The sequence below is a fragment of the Microbacterium salitolerans genome (genome assembly GCF_019720895.1).
In the GTDB taxonomy this organism is placed as follows: Bacteria; Actinomycetota; Actinomycetes; order Actinomycetales; family Microbacteriaceae; genus Microbacterium.
This window is the reverse complement of record NZ_JAHKSH010000003.1, coordinates 543,464-566,183: the sequence shown is the minus strand read 5'-3', so window position 1 is coordinate 566,183 and position 22,720 is coordinate 543,464. Positions and strand designations below refer to the sequence as shown.

19 protein-coding genes are annotated in these 22,720 nt (G+C 69.9%); 3 read left to right on the top strand and 16 right to left on the bottom strand.

Features of this window, described 5'->3' with window-relative positions:
* Nucleotides 1-14: 14 nt before the first annotated feature.
* The 7 genes from KOL93_RS09155 to KOL93_RS09125 form a co-directional block, all read right to left on the bottom strand.
* Nucleotides 15-932 (bottom strand): aldose 1-epimerase family protein, encoded by a 918-nt coding sequence (locus KOL93_RS09155; RefSeq protein ID WP_221585024.1) that lies wholly within the window; start codon nt 930-932, stop codon nt 15-17.
* 125 nt (nt 933-1,057) lie between these two features.
* The gene (locus KOL93_RS09150) at nt 1,058-3,082 is read right to left on the bottom strand and encodes a DEAD/DEAH box helicase (RefSeq protein WP_221585023.1); all 2,025 of its coding nucleotides are present in this window, start codon (nt 3,080-3,082) and stop codon (nt 1,058-1,060) included.
* Nucleotides 3,083-3,577: 495 nt separating this feature from the next.
* Entirely contained in the window at nt 3,578-4,534 is a 957-nt protein-coding gene (locus KOL93_RS09145) for a DUF559 domain-containing protein (RefSeq protein ID WP_221585022.1), read from the bottom strand.
* 499 nt (nt 4,535-5,033) lie between these two features.
* Nucleotides 5,034-8,264 carry an efflux RND transporter permease subunit gene (locus KOL93_RS09140; RefSeq protein WP_221585021.1) on the bottom strand — a complete coding sequence of 1,077 codons (3,231 nt, stop codon included), beginning with the start codon at nt 8,262-8,264 and terminating at the stop codon, nt 5,034-5,036.
* Nucleotides 8,265-8,442: 178 nt separating this feature from the next.
* On the bottom strand, nt 8,443-8,811 hold the full coding sequence (locus KOL93_RS09135; RefSeq protein ID WP_221585020.1) for a fluoride efflux transporter FluC: 369 nt from the start codon (nt 8,809-8,811) through the stop codon (nt 8,443-8,445).
* Nucleotides 8,808-9,236, bottom strand: a complete 429-nt coding sequence (locus tag KOL93_RS09130) for a fluoride efflux transporter FluC (RefSeq protein ID WP_221585019.1) — start codon at nt 9,234-9,236, stop codon at nt 8,808-8,810. Before KOL93_RS09130 ends, KOL93_RS09135 begins: the two co-directional genes overlap by 4 nt.
* Nucleotides 9,237-9,295: 59 nt before the next feature.
* The gene (locus tag KOL93_RS09125) at nt 9,296-12,316 is read right to left on the bottom strand and encodes an alpha-mannosidase (protein WP_221585017.1); all 3,021 of its coding nucleotides are present in this window, start codon (nt 12,314-12,316) and stop codon (nt 9,296-9,298) included.
* A gap of 136 nt (nt 12,317-12,452) precedes the next feature.
* On the opposite strand from KOL93_RS09125, the gene KOL93_RS09120 reads away from it, so the two are divergent.
* The gene (locus tag KOL93_RS09120; RefSeq protein WP_221585016.1) at nt 12,453-13,685 is read left to right on the top strand and encodes an ROK family protein; all 1,233 of its coding nucleotides are present in this window, start codon (nt 12,453-12,455) and stop codon (nt 13,683-13,685) included.
* 97 nt (nt 13,686-13,782) lie between these two features.
* On the opposite strand, the gene KOL93_RS09115 is transcribed toward KOL93_RS09120, so the two are convergent.
* Nucleotides 13,783-14,316, bottom strand: coding sequence for a universal stress protein (locus tag KOL93_RS09115; protein WP_221585015.1), 534 nt, complete (start codon nt 14,314-14,316; stop codon nt 13,783-13,785).
* A gap of 156 nt (nt 14,317-14,472) precedes the next feature.
* Between KOL93_RS09115 and KOL93_RS09110 the strand changes: the two genes are divergently transcribed.
* Nucleotides 14,473-14,661, top strand: coding sequence for a DUF3073 domain-containing protein (locus KOL93_RS09110; protein ID WP_221585014.1), 189 nt, complete (start codon nt 14,473-14,475; stop codon nt 14,659-14,661).
* A gap of 122 nt (nt 14,662-14,783) precedes the next feature.
* Here KOL93_RS09110 and KOL93_RS09105 read toward each other — a convergent pair whose 3' ends face one another.
* The 5 genes from KOL93_RS09105 to KOL93_RS09085 all read right to left on the bottom strand — a co-directional run bounded on the left by KOL93_RS09105 (nt 14,784) and on the right by KOL93_RS09085 (nt 18,804).
* Entirely contained in the window at nt 14,784-15,218 is a 435-nt protein-coding gene (locus tag KOL93_RS09105; RefSeq protein WP_221585013.1) for a GNAT family N-acetyltransferase, read from the bottom strand.
* A 92-nt stretch (nt 15,219-15,310) separates the two neighbouring features.
* Nucleotides 15,311-15,676 (bottom strand): hypothetical protein, encoded by a 366-nt coding sequence (locus KOL93_RS09100; RefSeq protein ID WP_221585012.1) that lies wholly within the window; start codon nt 15,674-15,676, stop codon nt 15,311-15,313.
* A gap of 126 nt (nt 15,677-15,802) precedes the next feature.
* The gene (locus KOL93_RS09095) at nt 15,803-17,065 is read right to left on the bottom strand and encodes an MFS transporter (RefSeq protein WP_221585011.1); all 1,263 of its coding nucleotides are present in this window, start codon (nt 17,063-17,065) and stop codon (nt 15,803-15,805) included.
* A gap of 276 nt (nt 17,066-17,341) precedes the next feature.
* Nucleotides 17,342-17,941 (bottom strand): PadR family transcriptional regulator, encoded by a 600-nt coding sequence (locus tag KOL93_RS09090; protein WP_221585010.1) that lies wholly within the window; start codon nt 17,939-17,941, stop codon nt 17,342-17,344.
* Nucleotides 17,941-18,804, bottom strand: coding sequence for a DUF4097 family beta strand repeat-containing protein (locus KOL93_RS09085; protein WP_221585009.1), 864 nt, complete (start codon nt 18,802-18,804; stop codon nt 17,941-17,943). Before KOL93_RS09085 ends, KOL93_RS09090 begins: the two co-directional genes overlap by 1 nt.
* Nucleotides 18,805-19,008: 204 nt before the next feature.
* On the opposite strand from KOL93_RS09085, the gene KOL93_RS09080 reads away from it, so the two are divergent.
* Nucleotides 19,009-19,590 carry an HdeD family acid-resistance protein gene (locus tag KOL93_RS09080; protein WP_260406190.1) on the top strand — a complete coding sequence of 194 codons (582 nt, stop codon included), beginning with the start codon at nt 19,009-19,011 and terminating at the stop codon, nt 19,588-19,590.
* Between the two features lie 9 nt (nt 19,591-19,599).
* Here the strand turns inward: KOL93_RS09080 and KOL93_RS09075 are convergent, their stop codons facing one another.
* The 3 genes from KOL93_RS09075 to purM form a co-directional block, all read right to left on the bottom strand.
* The gene (locus tag KOL93_RS09075) at nt 19,600-19,962 is read right to left on the bottom strand and encodes a TIGR02611 family protein (protein ID WP_260406187.1); all 363 of its coding nucleotides are present in this window, start codon (nt 19,960-19,962) and stop codon (nt 19,600-19,602) included.
* Between the two features lie 72 nt (nt 19,963-20,034).
* The gene (gene purF / locus KOL93_RS09070; protein WP_221585008.1) at nt 20,035-21,507 is read right to left on the bottom strand and encodes an amidophosphoribosyltransferase; all 1,473 of its coding nucleotides are present in this window, start codon (nt 21,505-21,507) and stop codon (nt 20,035-20,037) included.
* A gap of 7 nt (nt 21,508-21,514) precedes the next feature.
* A complete protein-coding gene (gene purM / locus KOL93_RS09065) occupies nt 21,515-22,654 on the bottom strand; it encodes a phosphoribosylformylglycinamidine cyclo-ligase (RefSeq protein ID WP_221585007.1) in 1,140 nt (379 codons plus the stop codon).
* Between the last annotated feature and the right edge of the window lie 66 nt (nt 22,655-22,720).

The window sequence follows — 22,720 nt, the reverse complement described above, 5'->3', positions numbered from 1 at the left end:
TCGGGGCACCGGCCTCAGGCCGCGTACGCCACGCCCCAGCGCAGCTCCCACGTCTCGCCCGGCTCGATCCAGTGCAGTCCCTGGCCCGAGTTGAAGGCCTCGGCCGGCGCCGACATGGGCTCGATCGCGACCGCGACCTCCTGCCCGGGGTAGCTGTCGGTGGTGAACACCTGCACGTAGTCGAACGTCTCGTCCTGCCACATCGTGACGGTCTGCCCGTCGGGCGCGCGCAGCGTCGTTCCCGCCAGACCGTTGGCGTCGCGGGAGAGCGTGCCGAACGCATCGTCGAGGCTCACGTCGCCGAGGCGGACACCCTCACGCAGGTCGCGGTCGCCCGTCACCGGTCGCTCGGCGACCGGCAGCAGGCGCTCGTCGACCTCGAACCACGTCGCGGCCGGAACAGTGAGCGTGAGATCGGCGGGACGGACGCCCTCGATCTGGAAGAACGGGTGCGTGCCGACGGCCACGGGCGCGGCCTCGGATCCGACGTTCGCGATGCGGTGCGTCACGTGGATCCCATCGTCGACCAGGGCATAGGTCACGCGTGTCTCGAGCCCGAACGGGTAGCCGTTCTGGGGCGCGACCGCGGCCGTGAGGGTCGCGGATCCGTCGCCCTCCTCGACGACGTACGGCGTGGCGCTCAGCAGGCCGTGGATGGCGTTGGCGAGGGCCGGCTCGGTGATCGCGAGCTGCTCGTCGTACTCCGTGCCGTGCGGATCCGTTTGCGTCCAGCGTCCGTCGCGGATGCGGTTCGGCCACGGCACGAGCACGATGCCCGATCCGAACGGCGCGCGCGATCCCTCGGGGAACGGGGCCACGACGGCGGTGCCGTCGACCGTGAGTCCGCGAAGAGACGCGCCCACCTGCGCGATGTGGGCCGTGACGCCGCCTCGCGTGAGACGGATCTGGTGGCCAGTGGGATCGAGCGGCATGGAGGTCCTTCCGTGGGGTGCTGACCCATTCTGTCGTGCCGCGCGAGAGCGACCAACACGGCGCGCAGCACGACGGGGCCGCCGGGAGAAGAACTCCCGACGGCCCCGTATCGATGCGCTGCGGATCAGACGAGCGCGGCGCCCGCGATCTCGGCGATCACGACATCGCCCGGCGCGGCGTCGCGGAACGGCGCCTCGATCTCGGCGCGGTGCAGCAGGTCGCTCATGCGGCGACGACGGTTGCGCGGGATGAGCGTGACGACGCGGCCCTCGCGGCCCGCACGACCCGTGCGGCCCGAGCGGTGCAGGTACGTCTTGTACTCGTCGGGGGCGTCGGCCTGCACGACGAGGTCGACGTCGTCGACGTGGATCCCTCGTGCCGCGACGTCGGTCGCGACGAGAACGCGGATCCGACCCTGCGAGAAGCGCTCGATGTTGCGCGAGCGCTTCGCCTGGTTGAGGTCGCCGTGCAGAGCGATGGCGCGCACGTCGGCGTCCTCGAGCTGCTCGACGAGCTGGTCGGCGAACGCACGAGTGCGCGTGAAGACGATGGTGCGACCGTCACGGTCGGCCAGCTGCGCGATGACGTCGCGCTTGGAGCGCTGGTCGACGACAAGCACCTGGTGGTCGATCGTGCCCGAGTCCTGGTCCTCGCCCGCGACCTCGTAGACCTCAGGGTCCTTGAGGAACTCATCGACGAGAGCCGACACCTCGCGGTCCAGCGTCGCGCTGAACAGCAGCTTCTGGCTGTTGTCCTTCGTGCGACGGAGGATGCGCTGCACGGGCTCGAGGAAACCGAGGTCGCACATGTGGTCGGCCTCGTCGAGAACCGCGACGCGGACGTCGCTGAGGTCGAGCTTGCCCTGCTCGAGCAGGTCCTCGATGCGGCCCGGCGTGCCGACGATGATGTCGACGCCCTTCTTGAGCGCACCCACCTGGCGCGCCTGGGGCACGCCGCCGTAGATCTGCGTCGTGAAGAGGCCGACGCTGCGCGCGATCGGCTGGATCGTGCGGTCGATCTGCAGTGCGAGCTCGCGCGTCGGCGCCAGGATCAGCGCCTGCGGCGTGCGGCCGAACTCACGCGTCTTGCCGGCACGGCCACGGAGCAGGCTCTCGACGAGCGGGGCACCGAAGGCGATCGTCTTGCCGGAGCCGGTGCGGCCGCGTGCCAGAACATCCTTGCCGTTGATGATCGGAGCGATCGTGGCCGACTGGATCGGGAAGGGCGACGGGGCGCCGAGGTCGGCGAGGGCGCGGACGATGTTGTCGCCCAGACCGAGGTCGCCGAAGGACTGGCCCTCGACGACGTCGGCCGTGACGGCGTCCGCCGTCAGGCGCTCGTGCACGACGTCGATGTGCTGCTCCTGCTGCGCCGTGCGCTGCGGGCGCTGCTCATCGCGGCGGTCCTGCCACTTCTTCTCGCCGTCGAACTCGCGGCGCGCGGGGCGCGCATCGCGGTCGTCGAAACGGCGCTTGGGACGGTCGTCCTCGAAACGGCGCTTCGGACGCTCGTCGCGGTCGTCGAAGCGACGCTTCGGACGGTCGTCCTCGAAACGGCGCGCGGGGCGCTCGCTGCGGTCATCGAAACGACGCTTCGGACGGTCATCCTGACGCGGGCCGCGGTCACCGCGGTCGTCGAAGCGACGCTTCGGGCGGTCGTCTTCAAAGCGACGCGCGGGGCGCTCGCTGCGGTCATCGAAACGACGCTTCGGACGGTCATCGCCGAAGCGCTCGCGGCGCTGGTCATCGCGGTTGCCGCGGAAGCCGCGGTCATCGCGGTCGTCGAAACGACGCTTCGGACGGTCGTCGCCAGCGCGACCGCGCTGGTCGTCACGGCGCGGGCCACGGTCGCCGCGGTCGTCGAAACGACGCTTCGGGCGGTCGTCGTCGAAGCGACGGGGACGGTCGTCGTTGTCGCGACGCGGTGCGCGGTCGTCGTAGCGGCGCTCGCCACCGCGGCCTTCGAAGCTGCGGGGACGCTCATCGCGGCCACCCGTGCGGGCGTCGCGGTCGTCACGCGACCAGCGCGGCTTGCGCTCGTCATCACGGCCGTGGCCGCGGTGCGGACCGCCCGTGCTGCTCTTCTTCGCGTAGCGAGGATCGAAGTTCTTCGCGGGGCGTCCGCCCTTGGGCTTGGTGTTCTTGGGCATGCGAAAGTACGCACCTTCCATAGGTGTAGTTGCGGCCAAATAGGACACAACACACACCCGCGCATACGGCGCGGCATCCCAGAGCCGACAGGACAGAGTATCGCGCCGCCCTGAGAAACCGCCGGGTCAGGTCGGATCCGCGCCCCACGCCCTTCTCGAGGGGCGCGGGAAGGGGGGTCCGGGGATCCTTCGGGTGACGCCTGTGCCCCTTCGTGCGCGGGGGACGGGCCACAGGCGTCATTCGAAGCGGTCGTCTGGCGCGGTGGGCGCTTCGGGTGACGCGCGCGGCCCCTTTCCGGCATGGGACGGGTCGCACGAGGCATATGAAACAGGCATCTGAACCCGGGATCACTCAGGTGACGCCCGCGACCTTTCCCGGGCGCGCGACGGGTCGTACGCGTCACGCGAAGCAGACGTCGCGCCCCGCGGACACCCCACGTGACGCGCGCGACCCCTCCCCCGAGCCGGGGCGGGTCATACGCGTCACCGGATCGCTCAGTCGCGCCAGCCGCGCGAGCGCAGCGCCGCGTGGACCCGGCGTGCGAGCTCCTGCGGATGCAGGGTCAGCTCGCTCGTCACCTGGATCACGATCCAGCCGGCTGCACGCAGGCGTTCGATGCGCTCGATGTCCTGCGCGTACTGGGCGCTGTGGTGCCAGCCCTGATACTCGACCGCGACCTTCTGCCTCGGGAAGCAGAGATCGACGCACGCCAGAAAGCGCCCCCAGTCGTCGAACACGTCGACGTTGAGGTCGGGCTCCGGAAGCCCCGCCCGAGTCAGGACGAGACGCGTGCGCGTCTCCTTCGGCGACCACGAGTCGAGCCGGATCTGCGGGAGCGCCTCTCGGAGCTTCTTCGCGCCTCGACGGCGCCCCGCCTCCGTCGCCCCCGCGAGCTGTTCCGGCGTCGCAAGCGAAAGCCGCCCGACGTCTCGTCGGCGATGACCATCCCGCCACACCCGGCAGAAGAAGTCGCCCGCGATGACGAGGTCGTCGACCGACAGCACGGACCCGAGCATCGCCCACGTCGATGCCGGAGATGACACGCATATGCCGTCCAGATCGCGGACGGATACCATATCGGCGCGCACGCGGTGCCCCCGCACGCCGGCTGCGCGAGGGAAGCTGCCCTCGCCGACGACCGTGATGTCGACGTCCGCGTCGGAGCGCACCACCACCGGCGCACCCCACAGCACGGCGGACGACACGTGGCTGACGAACTGATCCGACCCGACCAGCCGCGCGGCCGCACGCGCGCGCCACGCGTGATCCGCTCGCGCCGCTTCCCAGGGATCCGTCGCCTCATCGTCACGATGGGGACGTGCCCGGATCCCGCGGAACGGCCTGGCGAGATCCGCCCCGCGCAGCCGCGAGGTGCTCACGCCCGCCGCCCGCGCGTCGCGCACATGGAACTGTGCGCCCAGTTGCTCCGGCAGCTCGATTCGCGACCCCATGCGCACGAGCATGCCTGTTTCACTTCCGGCGACTCGAAAGTTATCCACAAACCGTGTGGGGGTGACGCCCGCGACCCTTCCCGCGCGCGTGAAGGGTCGTACGCGTCATTGGAAGCGCGCGGCCGACCCGCGCGGCGTCGATCACCCGGCGCGAGGATCGGTGACGCGGATCCCTGGAGTGACGCCCGCGACTCTCCCCGAGCGAACGAAGGGTCGTACGCGCCACTCGAAACGGGCGTCAGACGCCGTGGATCCTTCATGTGACGCCCGCGCCCCTTCGCCGGCGCGAGAAAGGGTCATACGGGTCACGCGAAGCCGGCGCCGGCCTTCCAGTGGCACCCGCACCCGTAACCCAGCGCGCGAATGGCCTCACGCGTCACTCGAAACGCGCCCCAGGCCCCACGGATCCCTCACGTGACGCCCACGACCCTCCCCGAGCGGACGAAGGGTCATTCGCGTCACTCGAAGCGGACGTCAGACCCCGCGGAGCGCGTCGGCGTCAGGGCGTGTGGTCGCGGAGGGTGCGACGCGAGCGGTAGATGGGGGCGCCGAGCGTCTCGGTCGTCGCGGTGACTGTGCCGGGCGAGGAAGGCTCCGGGTCCGGCTCCTGCTCGGGCGACGCGGATCCGCCGCTGCCCTTCGCCTGACGCCGCTCCTTCGCGCCCTCGACGAGGTTGTAGAGCGTCGGCAGCACGATGAGCGTGAGGAACGTCGACGAGACGAGTCCGCCGATCACGACGATCGCGAGCGGCTGCGAGATGAAGCCGCCGTGGCCCGTGATCCCGAGCGCCATCGGCGTGAGCGCGAAGATCGTCGCGAGCGCCGTCATCAGGATCGGACGCAGACGCATCGAGGATCCGGCGAGCGTGGCGTCGCGCGCGGAGAGCCCATGATGCGACCGATACTGATTCACCAGGTCGACGAGCACGATCGCGTTCGTCACGACGATGCCGATGAGCATGAGCACGCCGATGAGCGAGGCGACGCCGAGCGGCACGCCGGTCACAACCTGCAGAAGGATCGCGCCCGTGGCCGCGAACGGCACGGAGACGAGCAGCAGGAGCGGCTGACGCAGCGACTTGAACGTCGCGACCATCACGATGTAGATGATGAGGATCGCGGCGAGCATCGCGAGACCGAGCTGCGCGAACGCGTCGGCCTGCTGCTCGGCGACGCCGCCCACCGTGGCGCGCGCACCCTCGGGCATGTCCACCTGGTCGATCGCGGCCTGCACCGAGGCCGTCGCGGTCGCGAGGTCGTCTGTCGCGGGCGGCACCGTGATCGTCGCGGTGCGCAGCCCGCCGACCGTCGTGATCGACGTCGGGCTCTCGGCCTCTTCGACCGTCGCGATGTCGCTCAGCGGCACGGTGCCCGTCGCGCTGGGGATCTCGAGCTCGCGCAGCTCCTGCACGGTCGCGGGCGGGTCCTCGCTCGCCACGTAGATCGTGAGCGACGCGTCGTCGATCTCGACCGATCCCGCCTGCTGCGGCTGCATCGTTCCGTTCACGATGCCGCCCACTGCGGCTTCTGTGAGCCCGAGCTCTGCCGCCGCTTCGCGATCGACATCGACCGAGATGAACGGCATGGCCGTCTCGAGGTCGTCGCTGACGACTCCGATGCCGTCGCGGCCGTCGAGCTCGGAGACGAGCGCGGCCGTCGCCTCGCGCAGATCCGTGTCGTTCGCGGCCTCGACCTGCACAGAGATGTCGCTGGATCCGCCCATCGCCTGCGCCGCCGACACCGAGATGTCGCCAGCACCCTGGATGTCGGCGACGGCGCTCTCGACGTCTGCCCGGACGGCCTCCTGGTCGGCGCCATCATCCGTCATGACCGAGTAGGTGATGCCGGCTCCGCCGCTCATCAGGCCGGCCATGCCGGATCCGCCGCCGATCGAGACCTGTACGCTCTCGATGCCGTCGATGCCGTCGAGCGTCTGCTCGACGTCCTGCGCCGCGGCGTCCTGCGCCTCGAGGCTCGCAGCCTCGCCGATGTCCTGGGTGACCGTGAACGAGTTCTGACCGGAGTCGCCGAGGAAGTTGATCTTCATGAGCGGCGACATCGCGACGGTGCCGATCATGACGAGCGCGGCGATTCCGAGCGTGGACCACGAGTGCTTCAGGGTCCACGACAGGATGGGCGCGTACGCCTTCTGCAGGCGCGACGGCGGCGCGTCGGGGTGCTCGGGGTCGATGCGCTCGCCCTGCTCGTCGAGCAGCGGCTTGCCGGGGCGCATGAACCAGTACGCGAGCACCGGGACGATGGTGAGCGCGACGAGCAGCGACGCGAGCATTGCGATCGTCACCGTCATCGCGAAGGGACGGAAGAGCTCGCCGACCATATCGCCGACGAACGCGATCGGCAGGAACACGGCGACCGTCGTGACGGTCGACGCCGTAATGGCGCCCGCCACCTCGCGCACCGCGAGTCGGATCGCATCGCCCTTGTCAGCGCCCTCGACGTAGTGTCGCTTGATGTTCTCGATCACCACGATCGAGTCGTCGACGACGCGGCCGATCGAGATCGTGAGCGCGCCGAGCGTGAGCATGTTGAGCGAGTACCCGAACGCCTGCATGCTCGCGAAGGAGATCAGCACGCTGGTCGGGATCGAGATCGCCGTGACGAGGGTCGACCGGATCGACAGCAGGAACACGAGGATCACCAGCACCGCGAACACGAGGCCCAGCACGCCCTCGACCGCGAGCGTCTCGATCGACTGCACGATGAACGGCGCCTGATCGAACACGACCGTGAACTCGACGCCGGGGATCTGCTCGCCGAGGTCGTCGAGCACCGCGAGGACGCCTTCGGAGACCTCGACCGTGTTGCCGTCCGGCAGCTTCGTGACCGAGATCGAGATGGCGTCCTGGCCGTCGACGCGGGAGATCGACGTGACGGGGTCGTCCTCTCGCACGACCTTCGCGACATCGGCGATGCGATAGACCTCGGGCTGCGCCACCTGGCCCGTGATCGGGTCGACCTGCGGCTGCTGCGTCGACACGAGCGGCAGGTTGCCGATGTCGTCCACCGAGCCGAGCTTCTCGCCCGTCTGCACGGTGAGCGTGTCGTCGCCCTCGGTGATCTCGCCGCCCGGCGCCAGCATGCCGTTCTGCTGCAGCGCGTCGGTAATCGCCTGCTGCGTCACGCCCGCGGTCTGCATGTTTTCGGGAACGGGCGTGATCGTCACGCGCTCGCCCGTCGCGCCGACGACCGACGCGGATCCGACGCCGTCGACGTCCTCGATCTCGGGAATCGCGATCGCGTCGAGCTGATCCTGCACGGTCGCCGCGTCGTCGAAGCCCGACACCGCGACCTGGATCACAGGAAGGTCGTCGAGCGAGATCGCGAGCACCTGCGGGTCGACGTCCTCCGGCAGCTGGCTGGAGATGCGGCTGATCGCCTGCTGCATCTTCTGCTCGGCCGTGGCCATGTCGGTGCCGTAGTCGAACATCGCCTGAACGGTCGACATGTTCGACGAGCTCGTCGCCGTCGAGGAGTCGAGACCGGGCACCGCCTGGATCGCGGTCTCGATCGGCGTCGACACGTCGTCCTCGACGACGTCGGGCGAGGCACCCGGGTAGCTCGTCGTGACGACGAGGGCCGGGAGCTCGACCGCGGGGATGAGCTCCTGCTTGAGGCTCGTCAGTGAGATCCCGCCGAAGATCGCCGCGCAGATCGTGATGAGCGCGATCAGCGCACGGTTCTTCAGGCTGAGAATGGCGAGATTCGACACAGAGGATCCTTGGAATCGGCAACGGCGCGGGAGAACGGAGCCGCGCTCGATACGCGCGTGTATCCGACGGCTCCAGTGTTCCACAGACACCGCTCATCACCATCGGGGCAGCCCCCGAAATCAGACCGTGGGATGACAAGTGCTCCCTGCGCCTCCCCCATTCGGGGGAGGCGCAGGGTCAGGCGACGGGGAAGGAGGCGACCAGGCCGGCGACCGACGCGACGATGCACAGAAGCAGCGTGCCTGCGGCGTTGCCGATGGCACCTCGATAGCGCCGCTGACGCCACATCTCGGCGGCGTCGACCGAGACCGTGCTGAACGTCGTGAAGCCCCCGAGGAGCCCCGTGCCGACGACGGTCTGGAGATCCGCGGAGATCAGGGCGCCGCTGCCCGTGAGGAACGCGAGCGTGAAGCAGCCGACGACGTTGACGAGAAGGATCGGCCAGGGGAACCCCCGGCGGCGCCACCGCCGCAGTCCGACGTCGGCGAGCCAGCGCAGCCCGGCTCCGACACCGCCCGCGAGAGCGACGCCCAGCGCGAGGATCATGACCTGCGCCTCTTCGAAGCCGACCCGCCGATCGCGAGCCCCGCGAGGGCGCCCGCCACGGATCCCGCGACGACGGCGAGCATGATGCCCGCGTACATCAGCATCGCGCCGAGTGCCGGCCCGACGGCGAAGAGACCGGCGTACCCGAACGCGGGCGCCAGGGCGCTGTACGACGTGAAGCCGCCGAGCACGCCGGTCCCGAGGAAGGCGCGTCGACGCGGCGCACGGTCGCCGAGCGCACCGACGACGACGCCGAGCAGGAACGATCCAACGATGTTGATCGCGAGGATCGGGAGGAAGACGCCGCTCGCCCCGGCCCCGGTCGCTCCTGTGAGCAGGTAGCGCAGCAGGACCCCGGCGGCGCCGCCGGCGATCACGAGCGGAAGCTGGCCCCAGTCGATCGCGGGGCGGGGAACGGACGTCACTCGGGGATCCTAGGACACGCGGGGCGCCTCAGACGGTCGCCCGCGGCGCCCCGACCAGATCAGCGCGTCACGCGCAGCGTGCGCACCTCGAACGCGCGCAGGTCGAGGTCGACGCGCGCGCCGCCGACGAGGTCCGGCTGCGCCAGCTGCGGATCGTCGTCCTCGATCAGCGTCGCGGTGCGCACCGACGCGACGGGCTTCGCGAACTCCATCGAGGCCTTCGCCCGGCGCCCATACGGCTCGTAGATGCGGACGATGAGGTCGCCCGAGCGGTCCGCCGCGAGCTTCACCGAGGACACGAGCGCCCCGCCGTCGACGCGCACGAGGGGATCCACGGGGGCGCCCGTCGTTTCGCGGGCGGGCACGTTGAGCGCGATGCCCTCCCGCGTGGCCTCCTCGATCGTGGATCCGATGACGAATCCGTAGCGGTGCGTCTGCTCGCCCTGATCCGTCTCGGGGTCGGGGAACCGCGGAGCGCGCAGGAGCGACAGTCGCACGGTCGTCGTCACGCCGAGTTCGTCGTCGGCGTCGCGCGTGACGTCGTACCCGTACGTCGAGTCCGTCACGAGCGCCGCCCCGAAGCCCGGCTCCTCGACCTGCACGAACCGGTGCATCGATGTCTCGAACTTCGCGGCCTCCCAGCTCGTGTTCGTATGCGTCACGCGCTTGGCGTAGCCATACTGCGTCTCGGCGGCCGTGTGCTCGGCCTGGATGTCGAGTGGGAACGCGAGCTTGAGGAACTTCTCGGTCTCGTGCCAGTCGGTGCTCTGCGCGAACTCGACCGTGCGGGATCCCGGGCGCAGGACGAGCGTCTGCTCGACGGACGACTCCGAGAACGAGCGGCGAATCGTCACGACGGCCGCACCGTCCTCCCCCGTGTCCGCGCGCAGCTCGTCGACGCCCCGGAGGTCCGTGACGCGGTTGCGGTAGAAGCGGTCGACGTCCCACGCGTCCCAGAGGTTCGGGAAGTCCTGATGGAGCTGCAGCAGGTTCGCCTCGGCGCCCGCGGGGATCGCGTCGCGCCCCGTCGCGAGATCGATCGCGGAGGTCAGCAGTCCCGCGCTCGAGACGGTCACGCGCAGGAGGTCGTTCTCGAGGACGTATCCGCCGTCGTGGTCCGTCACGGAGACGGGATCGCTGTCGCCCCTCTCCGGCGCCGACGCGCCCAGCGCCGGCGCGCCCCCGCGCGCGAACGGCGCCGCGTTGAACACGACGCGCCCGTCGCCGTCCCCCGCCAGGATGCGCTGCGCGCGGGTGATCAGCTCGCGCGCCCGCCCTGCGACCCGGTCGTAGTTCTCGGTCGCCTCGCGGTGCACCCACGCGATCGACGTGCCGGGCAGGATGTCGTGGAACTGCTGCAGCAGCACCTGCTCCCACAGGGCGTCGAGCTCGTCGTACGGGTAGTCGGCGTCCTCCCAGAACGTCGCGCTGGCCGACCAGAGCTCGGCCTCGACGAGCAGGTGCTCCGTCAGCCGGTTGCCCTGCTTCGTCTGGTGCTGGCTCGTGAGCGTGGCCCGGTGCAGCTCGAGGTAGAGCTCTCCGACCCAGACGGGCGGATCCGGCAGCTCCTGCTTCGCGCGGTCGAAGAACGCGTCCGGGTGCTCCCAGCGCACCTGCGCGGATCCCTCGAGATCTGCGAGTCGGCGTGCCCGGCCGACCATCTCGCGCGTCGTGCCGCCGCCGCCGTCGCCCCAGCCGACGGGCGCGATCGAGCTGCGCGCCACGCGCGACTCGCGGAACTGGCGCGACGCCTTCGCGACCTCCTCGCCGGACAGCTGCGAGTTGTAGGTGTCCATGGGCGGGAAGTGGCTGAAGACGCGGGACCCGTCGATCCCCTCCCAGTCGAACGTGTGGTGGGGGAAGCGGTTGACCTGATTCCACGAGATCTTCTGCGTGAAGAACCACTCGAATCCGGCGCGGCGGATGAGCTGCGGCAGCGCCGGCGAGTATCCGAACGAGTCGGGGAGCCACACGCCCTTCGAGCGCACGCCGAACTCCTGCTCGAAGAAGCGCTGCCCGTAGAGGAACTGGCGCGCGATCGCCTCGCCGGTCGGCATCACCGTGTCGGACTCGACCCACATGCCACCGATCGGCAGGAAGCGCCCGTCCGCGACGGCGGCCCTGACCTTCTCGTACACCTCGGGCCGGTGCTCCTTGATCCACTTGTACTGCTGCGCGCTCGACATCCCGTAGAGGAAGTCGTCTGTGTCGCCGATCAGCTCCGTCATGCTCGACGTCGTGCGCGCGACCTTGCGGATCGTCTCGCGAACCGGCCACAGCCACGCCGAGTCGATGTGCGCGTGGCCGATCGCCGAGATCTGGTGCGCACTCGCTGCGGCCGGCGCTTCGTATGCGGGGGCGAGGCGCGCCCGCGCGTCGCCAGCGGTCCCGGAGATGTTCTGCAGGTCGAGGGCGTCGAGCGATTCGTCGAGCGACTGAAGGATCTGCATGCGCCGCGGATCGCTCTCGGGCAGCTCGGCCTGCAGCTCCAGCAGCACCTCGATGTCGAGCGCGAGCTCATGCGCCTCCGTGTCGAACACGGCGAGGTCGACATGACGCGTCGCGTAGATACGGCGCGAGGACGATGTCTGGATGTCGCCCTCGCTCGTGGGGAGGAAGGGGTGGGCGTCGAGCACGACGGGGTTCGAGGCGGCCTCGATGAAGAACTCGACGCTCTCGCCGCCCTCGGCCTCGTCGCACACGGTGACCCACTGGTTGCGCGGATTGAGCGACTTCACCGGCTCTCCGGAGGGGAGGTACACGAGGCCCTCGCACTGAAACCCCGTCCGGTCGGTGTCGAAGCCGAGGTCGATCGCCGCTTCGACGCGACGCCCGCGCCATGCGGCCGGCACGGATCCCCGCACGCGGAACCACGTCGTCCCCCACGCCGCGCCCCACGGGGAGCCGACCTCGTACGGCGAGTAGTCGAGGGCGAGGCCGTCGGAGGGCGGAACCGGCTCGTCCGGCAGCTCGTGCCACTGCACCTCGAGCGGCACGCGCTGCGCGTGGATCGCGGGCCGGATGCGCTCGCCGAGCACGCGCGTCGCGCGTCCGACCGTCAGGGGGATGTCGTCGTGCATGGTGTGGGCCCTTCCGCCGAGTCGGTCCGTGTCGACCGCCTATTTAATAAATCGTCTTGATTTACTAATGTCAAGAGGTCACCGCTGCTGACGCGCGGGCGCTCAGTATCCTGCCGAGATGAGACGAGGACCCCAGATGAGACGACGCGGCGCGAACCTCCCCGCGATCGGGGGCTTCAATCAGGCGCTCGTCTTCGACATCGTCCGGCGCGCCTCGTCCGGCGTGAGCCGCACCGAGATCGCCGCGCAGACGGACCTCTCCGCGCAGACGATCTCGAACGTGACCCGCCGCCTGCTCGACGACGGCCTCGTCCGAGAAGGCGACAAGGTCTCGTCAGGGCCGGGAAAACCCAGAACGAGGCTCCACCTCGTGCCCGACGCGCGTCTCGCCGTCGGCATCCACCTCGACCCCGCGCGCATCACCTACTCGATCGTCGACCTGGTCGGCCGCGTCATCGCCCGCCGCGCGACCCCGACCCCTCGGGGTCAGGCGCCGAAGGACGTCGAGGAGAGCATGATCGCGACGACCCGCGCGCTCATCGAGGACAACGAGGTCTCCCAGGATCGGATCATCGGCATCGGCATCGCCGCCCCGGGGCCCGTCGACATCGCGCGCGGGAGCGTCAACGATCCGCCGCTCCTCCCCGGCTGGAACGACGTGCCCCTGCGCGACGCTCTCGCGGAAGCCTTCGAGGTGCCCACGGTGCTCGCGAAGGACGTCGCCTCCGCGACGGTCGGCGAGCTCTGGGCGGGCGGCCAGGATGCCGTCGGCGATCTCGCGGTCGTCTACATCGGCTCGGGAATCGGCCTCGGAATCGCGCTCGACCACACGGTGCTCCACGGCGCGACGTCGAATCTCGGCGACATCGGGCACCTGCGCGTCTCGGCCGAGGGACCCGTGTGCTCCTGCGGGCAGCGCGGGTGCCTCGGTGTGAACGTCTCGCCCGCCCGCATCGTGAACCTCGCCGCCGACCAGGGCGTGGGCAAGGCGGTCGCCGAGACCGACCATGCGCGGGTCGCCGATGCCTTCACCGCACTGTGTCGGCACGCAGACGACGACGCCGACGCGCGGGCGCTGCTCGACGACGCCGCCGCCGACATCGCCCAGGGGATCACGGTCGTCGCCAACATGCTCGACGTCGCGACCATCGTCATGAGCGGCCCGATCTGGGCGGATGCCGCACGCCACATGCTCGACGGGGTGCGCTCACGCGTCGCCGCGTCAAGGGCGGACGCGCTGCCGCACCCCCTCGACGTGGTGAACTCCGCCCTCGGCCCCGATGCCGCTTCGGTCGGCGCCGGCTGCCAGGCGCTCGAGAGCGCGTTCGCGCGGGGTGAGGCGTCGCCGTTCGCGGCGCGCCTGCCCTGACCGCGCGGAGCGATCGGAACACGACGGAAGCGCCCGGCCACACGACGGATTCGTCGTGCGACCGGGCGCTTCCGGACTCAGCGCGAGAGGCGCCCGCTCAGTCGTCGGCCCAGATGTCCTTGTCGTCGGCCACGGGCTCCTCGACCGGCACGACCAGCAGCGGACGGTGCTGGCGGTGCGAGAGCCGCGCGGCGACGGATCCGGTGAAGAACTCGCGCAGCGTCTCCCCGAACCCGCGCTTGCGCGTGCCGAGGACGACGAGCTCGGCGTCGACCTTGTCGGCGTAGTGCTTGATCGCCAGAGCGGGGTCACCCACGAGCTGCGTCGTCGTCCAGCGGACGTCGACCCCTTCGAGTGCTCGCGCGACGTGCTCTGCGACCGCCTGCAGCTCTTCCGCTCCGGCGTCGACGTTGATGTCGATGGGCGCGGTGTGCGGGATGCCGTCGGGATCCTCGTACGTGACGAAGCGCGTCACATCGACGTGGACGACGACGAGCGGCGCACCGAGCAGCTTCGCGTATCGCGCGGCCTCCGTCACGACACGCGGTGACTGGTCGGGGATGATCGCCGCGATCACCGCTCCCTTCAGGTCGGCAGCGGGGTTCTCGGGCGAACTCTGGGCGTCGGTCACGTGGGCGTCCCTTCTGCCGGCGGAGCCCGCGGTTCAGGCCCCGTGGTATCCTGAATCCTACTCTTCCCGGCAGGTTTCCGGGTCCCGTGAAAGCATGTATCTGCATAGGGTTTGAGAGATCGCCCGCAGATGATCGTTAGAGGGGGTCGACGCGTTATGGGGCGTGGCCGTCAGAAGGCGAAGCACACAAAGCTCGCGCGTGAGCTCAAGTCGTTCAGTCCGACTGTCGACTACGCCGCGCTCGAACGTGAGCTGACGCACGACACTGATGAAGAATCGTACGTCGACCGCTGGTCCGACATGTACGAAGACGAAGATGAGGACGACGAGCCCGCGAGGGTGTGATTCCGACTTCTCCCCTTCTTGTTCGATGAGCGCCGCAGGCAGCCCCTGCGGCGCTCATCGTGCTCTCCGTCGGACTCGCATGTCCGGCCATCCCACCGCGCCGGCACGGCACCGCCGCCGCGTCACTCGGCGGGCAGCTCCTCCCACGTGATGAAGACAGACGCCTCATCGATGACGGCGCCGATCCGCTCGTACGTCGCGAGGGCAGCGACGTTGTCCTTCTCTGTCCCCGTCCACATCCCCGCGCATCCGCGACGGCGGGCCTCCGCGCCGAGCGCCGTGAGGAGCGCCGTGGCGATGCCCCGCCGGCGCCACCCGTCATCGACGCCGAGCTCGTAGACGAACATCTCGGGGCTCTTGTCGGGGTGCTGCATCTCGACCCCGGAGACGAACCCGATCCCCCGGCCGTCCGCCGACAGCGCGAGAAGCAGCACGTGCCCCGGCCGGCTCAGGAAGCTCGCGGCACCCTCCTGGGTGACCGGTCGGTCGAAGAGGTGCGAGTTCGCGACGAGCCGCGAGGGCTCGTCGGCCCGGTGAATGCTCCATTCCGTCGTCACACCGGCACGCTATCTGTTCCGACGCGGCGCAGGTTGCCCCGTGATGCGACGTCTCCCTCCGCGAACCGTGTGGAGGATCCGCGCGGTTCGCGTCAGCCGCAGAAGGCCGACACGGAGTCGCTCGCCTGCTCCACAGCCTCGATGGCCTCGGGCGACTGCAGATCGCCCGCCCCGGCGAGCCGGTCGGCGTTGGTGCGGATCACATCGCCGATCTGGCCGCCCACATCGTCGGCGAGATCCTCGAGCGTCGTCACGAGGTCGTCGCGCGCCGCCTGGACCTGCGCCTCCGTCGCATCGCCCTGGTCGAGCAGGGTCTCGTACTGCGCATACGCGTCGTCGAAGGTCGTGCAGATCTTCTCGACCGGGACCCCGGCGGTGTCGCCGGCGAACTGCGTCACCTGCGAGCAGCCGGCGAGGAGCACCACGGCGAAGAGCGGGATGATGGCGAGTCGGCGCATGCGATGAGGCTAGCCGCGGTTCTGAGGGATGGGCTGTATGCGCACTTCGCACGAGCGCACATGAGACCGCCGCAGGTACATGACATGTCAGGTACCTGCGCAGGAATCGTGTGCGCTCGACCGGAGCTACTTCGCGGATCCGCGGCGCACGCGGCGCGCGAGCAGCAGGAAGACGCCGAGCCCGATCGTCAGGATCGCGAGCATCGGCAGATACGCGATGCGAAACAGTTCCATCGTGTAGTCGTCGGGCGTCGTGGCGCCCTGCAGCGTCAGCATCGCGCCGATCGACCAGATGAACACGAGCGCGCCCGTGAACCCGCCCGTGTTCACGACGCCGTTCGCGCGGGCCGCGAGGTGTCCCGGCACGAGCTGGCGCGACAGGTCGAAGGCGACGAGCGACGTCGGGCCGCCGATCGCCGTCGTGATCGCGAGCAGGAGCAGCAGTCCACCAGGCGTCGGAGTCGGCCAGAAGAGGACGAGGATCCACGCGACGATCTGGGCGACGACGGACCCGATGATGAGCGGTCGCCGCACGCGCGGGTGCGTGCCGACCGCGCGGCCGATGATGGGCCCGGCGACCATGCCCGCGAGCGGGATCCACAGGAAGTACGCGCCGATTCCCGCCTGATCCATCTCCGCGCCGTGTTCGAGGAACAGCGGCCCCCATGTCACGACGAAGGCCGTGAAGCTGGCGCTCGCGATGAGGTGCGTCGTGAAGGCGAGCCACGTGCCGGGGTGGCGCATCGCCTCTCCGGTGCCGCGGAGCACGGACCCGATCGGCTCGCCGTGCGCGGTGCGCGACGGATCCGGCCCCATCCGCACGAGCACGATGGCCGCCGCGAGCGCGATGACCCCCGTGAACGCGGCCATGATCGCGTAGGCCGCCGGCCAGCTCGTCGTGGTGACGAGCAGGAGGAGCGGCGTCGCGGTGATGACCATGCCGAAGTTGCCGACGACGCCGATCATCTGCGTGCCGGTCGAGATCCAGGCGGGCCGCAGGGAGACGGCCGTGAGACGCACCGCGGACGGGAACACCATCGCGTCGCCGAGCCCCGCGAGTGCGCGCGCCGCGAGGAGCACCTCGAATGACTCGCCGACGCCGATCAGCAGCTGACTGCCCGCGACGATGGCGAGCCCGGAGAGGAGCACGGCGCGCCCGCCGAGCCGGTCGATGAGCATGCCGACAGGGATCTGGGCGGCCGCGTAGACGAGCAGCTGCAGGATCCCGAACGCCGCGAGCTGGTCGCTCGTGAGATCGAAACGATCGCTCGCCAGCGCGCCGGTCGCCGACAGCGAGGTGCGCGACATGATCGCGGCGAGATACGAGATGCACCCGACGACCCAGACGGCGATGCGCAGGCTGGAGCGCGCAGAGGACGAATGCGGCATATCAGCACTGAGTCTACGCTCGCGTGCCTGAGTGCCCCGGTGCTGTTCGCGTGCGCGGACGCCCGCGCCACGGATCCTTCAGGTCACGCACATGACCTCTCCCCCGCCGACGAAGGGTCGCAGGCGTCGCCTGAGTGCGGCGCGGGCGCCCGCAGTCGTCACACGAACGCCGCCAGCCGGCCCGCGCAACACAACGCAGTCAATCCGCTGCTCCCCCGGCGCCGGAGGCGGCGTGTCGCGGGGGTGCGAGCTGAATCGACTGCGTTGTGTTGGTGGCTACTGCGAGAGGGAAGCGCGCACGCGGCCCACGATCGCGTCGAGGTCGGCCTGCATCGCGTCGACGAGAGCCGGTGACAGCTCGCCGCCGCGCGCGACGTGGGTGCGCAGGTCGGCCCGGACGGACGCGCGGAAGCCCGACAGCGCGGTCTCGGCCCGTCCCAGCTGGGCGCGGGCGGCGACGCGCGGGTCGTCCTCCCGAGGCGGATCCTCGACGGGCGCGTTCGCCGCGGCCGCGAGATCGGCCCGGAGGCTCTTCATCGCCTCGCTGACGTTCTGACGCACGCCGTCGGCGATGAGCCGCACGGAGTCGGAGAGGCCGTCCTGGATGCCCGAGATGTCCTCCGCGCGGCTGCGCACCTCGGCGCGGCCCGCGTCGGTGATCTCGTAGACCGCCGTGCGCCCGTCCTTCGTCTTGGTGACGAGCCCCTCCTCCTCGAGCTTTGCGAGGCGCGGATAGATCGTTCCGGCGCTCGGGGTGTAGGTGCCCCCCGTGCGCTCGCTCAGCGCCTGCATGATGCCGTAGCCGTGCAGCGGCTTCTCCTCGAGCAGGCTGAGCAGATAGAGGCGCAGGTCGCCGTGACTGAAGACCGCCGCCATCAGCTCTGCCCCTCGCGCTCGGCTCCCGGCCACTGCACCTCGCTGTCGACCCCGATCTCGCGCGCGGTCTCGCCGCGCCGCACGACCGTGATGTCTCCGCTGACCGAGTTGGCCCGGACATCCGCGAACATGCCCGACAGCGCCCCGGTGTGCCCCTGGTGGTTGCGCGAACGGGCGACGCCGTCGACGTGCACGCGGCCGCTGAGCGTGTGGATGTTGTAGTCGGCGGCGTACTCGTCGTCGAGGCGCAGCGTCGTCGCACCCGAGACCGAGTTGAGCTGCGCCGACTGCAGCGCACCCGTCCCGTCGAGGAGCACCGTGCCCGAGACGGTGTTGATGTCGGTCTTCGTGACCTCGCCCGAGACCGCGATGTCGCCCGAGACCATGTCGCAGGAGAAGGCGCCGACGAGTCCGCGCACCTGCACGTCACCCGAGACGGCGTGCGTGTTGAGGTCGCCCGTGAGACCGTCGACGAGCACGTCGGCGGAGACCGTGTTGATCGTCGCGTCGCCCGCGAGACCCGCCACGAGCGCGTTCGCGCTGACGACGCCGAGCGTGAGCTCGAGGTGTCGCGGGACGGCGACGCTGATCTCAGCGCGCGGACCCGAGGATCCGACGTTGCCGAAGACCTTGATGAAGTTGTCCCAGCGCAGCTGCGGGTGGTCGATCTCGAGCGCGCCGCGCGTCACCTCGATGCGGAGGTCCTTGACGGCGACGCCGTGCACCTCGACGCGCACATGCGGCTCGTCGTGGCCGATGATGTCGATCTGCCCGCCGACCAGGCTCGCCTTCAGCCGCGCGACGTCGGCGACGTCGATCACGCGAGTCTCGCCCGGGTGGATGATCCACTTCTCGTGCTCCATGTTCCCTGCCTTCGCTCGGCCGGCTCCCCCGGCGTCAGATTCGAGTTATATCTCGACTTAGTCGATTGAAACACGATGTATCGCGTTTCGCCACCGCGTGACGAGAACTCCCAGGAACGACCCGCGGTCGCGCGCCGCCCTCGTCTCGCCGCACGCCACGGAGTAGCGTCGTCTTCGACCGCACGACCACGCCCGGGAGGCACCATGTCCTACGAACTCCGCCCCGATTACGGGATGCGCCAGGCCCTGCGCACGGCCATCCTCATCGGCAGCATCGTCTCGCTCGTGTTCGGTCTCCTGATCCTGATCTGGCCCGCGAAGTCGGCCATGGCCGTCACCGTGCTCCTCGCGATCTACGCGGTCATCGGCGGCCTGTTCCAGCTCGCCTACGGGATCTTCGCGCGCGGCACGTCAGGGTGGATGCGCACGGGGATCATCGTCCTCGGGCTCGTCTTCCTCGCGGGCGGCATCGCCGCCTTCGCGAACCTCTCGGGCACCACGACCGTGATCGCCGTCATCGTGACGACGCTCATCGGCATCGCGTGGATCCTCGACGGAATCGTCTCGCTCACGTCGCTCCGACGCCCGTCGCAGCCGTCCTGGCCCGGCGCCGAGAAGCCTCATCGCGGCTGGACGATCGCCTTCGCGATCATCACCATCGTCGCGGGCGTGCTCGTGGTCCTCTCTCCGCTGGCGACCGCCGTCGGCCTGTGGATCCTCATCGGCGCCTCGCTCGTGCTCTTCGGCGTGATCGGGATCATCCGCGCGGCCACGCTCGAGAAGTGAGGCGGCGCGTCACCTGGACGCCGACGCACGGCGCTCTCTGCGCGCCCGCCACCAGGCGACGAAGCGGTCGAGCTGACGCTTGAGCCACGCCGCCGCGCGCCGCGCCCAGGGGAACTCCGTCGCGAGCACGACGAGACCCGCGAAGACGATCAGCCAGCCGGGCCCAGGCAGAGGAACGAGCACGAGACCGATGACGGTGATCGCGCCGCCGACGACGCCGATGATCGTCTTGTACGCCCCCTCGACGTAGCGGTTGCGCCCGATCGCGCGACGAGCGGCACGCCCGCCGCGACGCGCGAGACCGGGCTTCTCGCGGGAGGACGCATCGGCCGGACGCGGCATCGACACCACGTGGATCGAGTCATGTGACATGACTCGATGGTAACGAGATATATCTCGAGGAGGAATCGGGTCAGCCCGAGAGCGCGATCCTCCGCGACGGGGTCAGGTCCCCTGCGTCTCGGCGACCCACTCGAGATACTCGTCGCTCACGGTGCCCGTCACATAGCGGCCATCGAAGCAGCTCATATCGAGGTCGTCGATCGTCACGCCGTTCGCGCGCCCCTCGATGATGGCGGCCTTGAGGTCGTCAATCTCCTGATAGACGAGGTGGTCGGCTCCCAGCTCATCGCGGATCTCGGGGATCGTGCGGCCATGCGCGATCAGCTCCGTCGCCGAGGGCATGTTGATGCCGTAGACGTGCGGGTAGCGGACGGGCGGCGCGGCCGACGCGAAGGAGACGCTCGCGGCGCCGGCGTCGCGCGCCATCTGGATGATCTGACGGCTCGTCGTGCCGCGCACGATCGAGTCGTCGATCAGCAGCACCTTCTTGCCGCGGAACTCCATCGACATCGCATTGAGCTTCTGGCGCACGCTCTTCTTGCGCGCCGCCTGCCCCGGCATGATGAACGTGCGGCCGACGTAGCGGTTCTTGTAGAAGCCCTCGCGGTACTCGATCCCGAGCATGCGCGCGACCTCCATCGCCGCGGGGCGCGCCGAGTCGGGGATGGGCATGACGACGTCGATCTCGCCCGCGGGGATGTGCCGCGCGATCGTCGCGGCGAGCTTCTCGCCCATGCGCAGACGCGACTCGTACACGCTCACGCCGTTCATGATCGAGTCGGGACGCGCGAGGTAGACATACTCGAACGAGCAGGGCGCGAGCGTCGGATCCGCTCCGCACTGCTGCGAGAACAGCTCGCCGTCGTTCGTGATGAAGACGGCCTCGCCGGGTCCGATCTCGCGCACGACGTCGTAGTCGCCGTTCTCGAGCACGAGCGACTCGCTCGCCACGACCCACTCGTCGCTGCCGTCGGCGCCGTCGCGTCGTCCGAGGATGAGCGGGCGGATCCCGTGCGGGTCGCGGAACGCGAGCAGGCCGTAGCCCGCGATGAACGAGATGACGGCGTAGGCGCCCTCGATGCGGCGCTGCGTGCGGGTGACGGCCTTGAAGATGCGGTCGGCGTCGAGGTCGACGGAGCTCGTCGTCGCCTGCAGCTCGCTCGCGAGCACGTTGAGCAGCAGCTCGGTGTCGCTCGACGAGTTGAGGTGGCGACGATCGCGGCGCTCCATCTCGCGCGACAGCTCGCGCGTGTTCGTGAGGTTGCCGTTGTGGATGAGCGTGATGCCGTAGGGGGCGTTCACATAGAAGGGCTGCATCTCCTCTTCGCTGGAGGCCGTGCCCTTGGTGGCGTAGCGCACGTGCCCGAGGCCGACGCCTCCGAGGAGCGAGCGCATGTCGCGCGTGCGGAACGCCTCGCGCACCATGCCCTTATTCTTGGCCATGTGCATGACGCCGTTCGCCTCGGCCGTGGCGATGCCCGTGGCGTCCTGCCCGCGGTGCTGCAGAAGCAGCAGTGCGTCGTAGATGTCCTGGTTGACGTGGCCGCGACCGACCACTCCGACGATGCCGCACATGGGTGGGTTACTTCGCTCCGTCCGCGTATGTGCCGACGAGCCGGACGGCACCGCCGTCGACCCCCTTGGCACCCTGCTCATAGCCTGCCGAGGAGGGAGTTCCCGCCTCGACGACTCCCGCCTGCCAGGCGGGGATCCCCTCGGCGGCGAGCGCGCTGATCGCGGCGCCGGCGGCCTCCGGGGCGACGACGGCGAAGAAGCCGATGCCGAGGTTCCACGTGCCCTCCGCCTGCTCGAGGGTCGTGCCCGCGATGTCGCTCAGCGTGCGGAACACGGGGCTCGGACTCCACGTCGACCGATCGACGTCGGCCCACGTGCCCTGCGGAAGCACGCGCGCGAGGTTCGCGGCGATACCGCCGCCCGTCACGTGGCTCAGCGAGTGGACACCGGATCCGAGCTGGTCGATGAGGCGCAGCAGCGGCGACGTATAGAGGCGGGTCGGCTCGAGGAGCGCCTCACCCCAGCTGGTTGCGAGGTCGTCGGCGCGATCGGAGTACCCGATGCCGGCGTTCTTCAGGACGTGACGCACAAGCGAGTAGCCGTTGGAGTGGATGCCGCTGGACGCGAGCGCGAGGATCGCGTCGCCCGGCTGCACGAGGTGCGCACCGAGCATGCGATCGGCCTCGACGACGCCCGTCGCCGCCCCCGCGACGTCGTAGTCGTCGGGACCGAGGAGTCCGGGATGCTCGGCCGTCTCGCCGCCGACGAGGGCCGTGCCCGTCGCGGTGCAGGCGTCGGCGATGCCGCGGACGATGTCGGCGATGCGCTCGGGCACGACCTTGCCGCACGCGATGTAGTCGGTCATGAAGAGCGGCTTCGCCCCCATCACGACGATGTCGTCGACGACCATGCCGACGAGGTCCTGCCCGATCGTGTCGTGCTTGTCGATGGCCTGTGCGATCGCCACCTTCGTGCCGACGCCGTCGGTGCTCGAGGCGAGCAGCGGGCGCTCATAGGCCTTGAGCGCGCTCGCGTCGAACATGCCGGCGAAGCCGCCGACACCCCCGAGGACCTCGGGGCCCTGGGTTGCGCGAACAGACGACTTCATCAGCTCGACGGCGAGGTCGCCGGCGGCGGTGTCGACGCCTGCTTCGGAGTAGGTCGAACTCGAGGCGGAGGAGGGAGAGGGCGCGGATTCGGAAGCCACACCACAATCTTACGGCAGACGAATCCTCTCGCCGGCCGTGCGCCGAGGCGGAACGGCATGGTACGG

Bases quoted from the DNA above. Each gene is read 5' to 3' on its own strand.
- KOL93_RS09135 (WP_221585020.1), bottom strand. From the start codon at position 8,811: ATGATCCTCGCGCTGGGCGTCGCTCTCGCGGGCGGTGTCGGAGCCGGG.
- KOL93_RS09125 (WP_221585017.1), bottom strand. From the start codon at position 12,316: ATGCACGACGACATCCCCCTGACGGTCGGACGCGCGACGCGCGTGCTC.
- KOL93_RS09120 (WP_221585016.1), top strand. From the start codon at position 12,453: ATGAGACGACGCGGCGCGAACCTCCCCGCGATCGGGGGCTTCAATCAG.
- KOL93_RS09155 (WP_221585024.1), bottom strand. From the start codon at position 932: ATGCCGCTCGATCCCACTGGCCACCAGATCCGTCTCACGCGAGGCGGC.
- KOL93_RS09085 (WP_221585009.1), bottom strand. From the start codon at position 18,804: ATGGAGCACGAGAAGTGGATCATCCACCCGGGCGAGACTCGCGTGATC.
- KOL93_RS09080 (WP_260406190.1), top strand. From the start codon at position 19,009: ATGTCCTACGAACTCCGCCCCGATTACGGGATGCGCCAGGCCCTGCGC.
- KOL93_RS09090 (WP_221585010.1), bottom strand. From the start codon at position 17,941: ATGGCGGCGGTCTTCAGTCACGGCGACCTGCGCCTCTATCTGCTCAGC.
- KOL93_RS09075 (WP_260406187.1), bottom strand. From the start codon at position 19,962: ATGTCACATGACTCGATCCACGTGGTGTCGATGCCGCGTCCGGCCGAT.
- KOL93_RS09150 (WP_221585023.1), bottom strand. From the start codon at position 3,082: ATGCCCAAGAACACCAAGCCCAAGGGCGGACGCCCCGCGAAGAACTTC.
- KOL93_RS09110 (WP_221585014.1), top strand. From the start codon at position 14,473: ATGGGGCGTGGCCGTCAGAAGGCGAAGCACACAAAGCTCGCGCGTGAG.
- purF (WP_221585008.1), bottom strand. From the start codon at position 21,507: ATGTGCGGCATCGTCGGAGTGGTCGGTCGCGGCCACGTCAACCAGGAC.
- KOL93_RS09145 (WP_221585022.1), bottom strand. From the start codon at position 4,534: ATGGGGTCGCGAATCGAGCTGCCGGAGCAACTGGGCGCACAGTTCCAT.
- KOL93_RS09095 (WP_221585011.1), bottom strand. From the start codon at position 17,065: ATGCCGCATTCGTCCTCTGCGCGCTCCAGCCTGCGCATCGCCGTCTGG.
- KOL93_RS09100 (WP_221585012.1), bottom strand. From the start codon at position 15,676: ATGCGCCGACTCGCCATCATCCCGCTCTTCGCCGTGGTGCTCCTCGCC.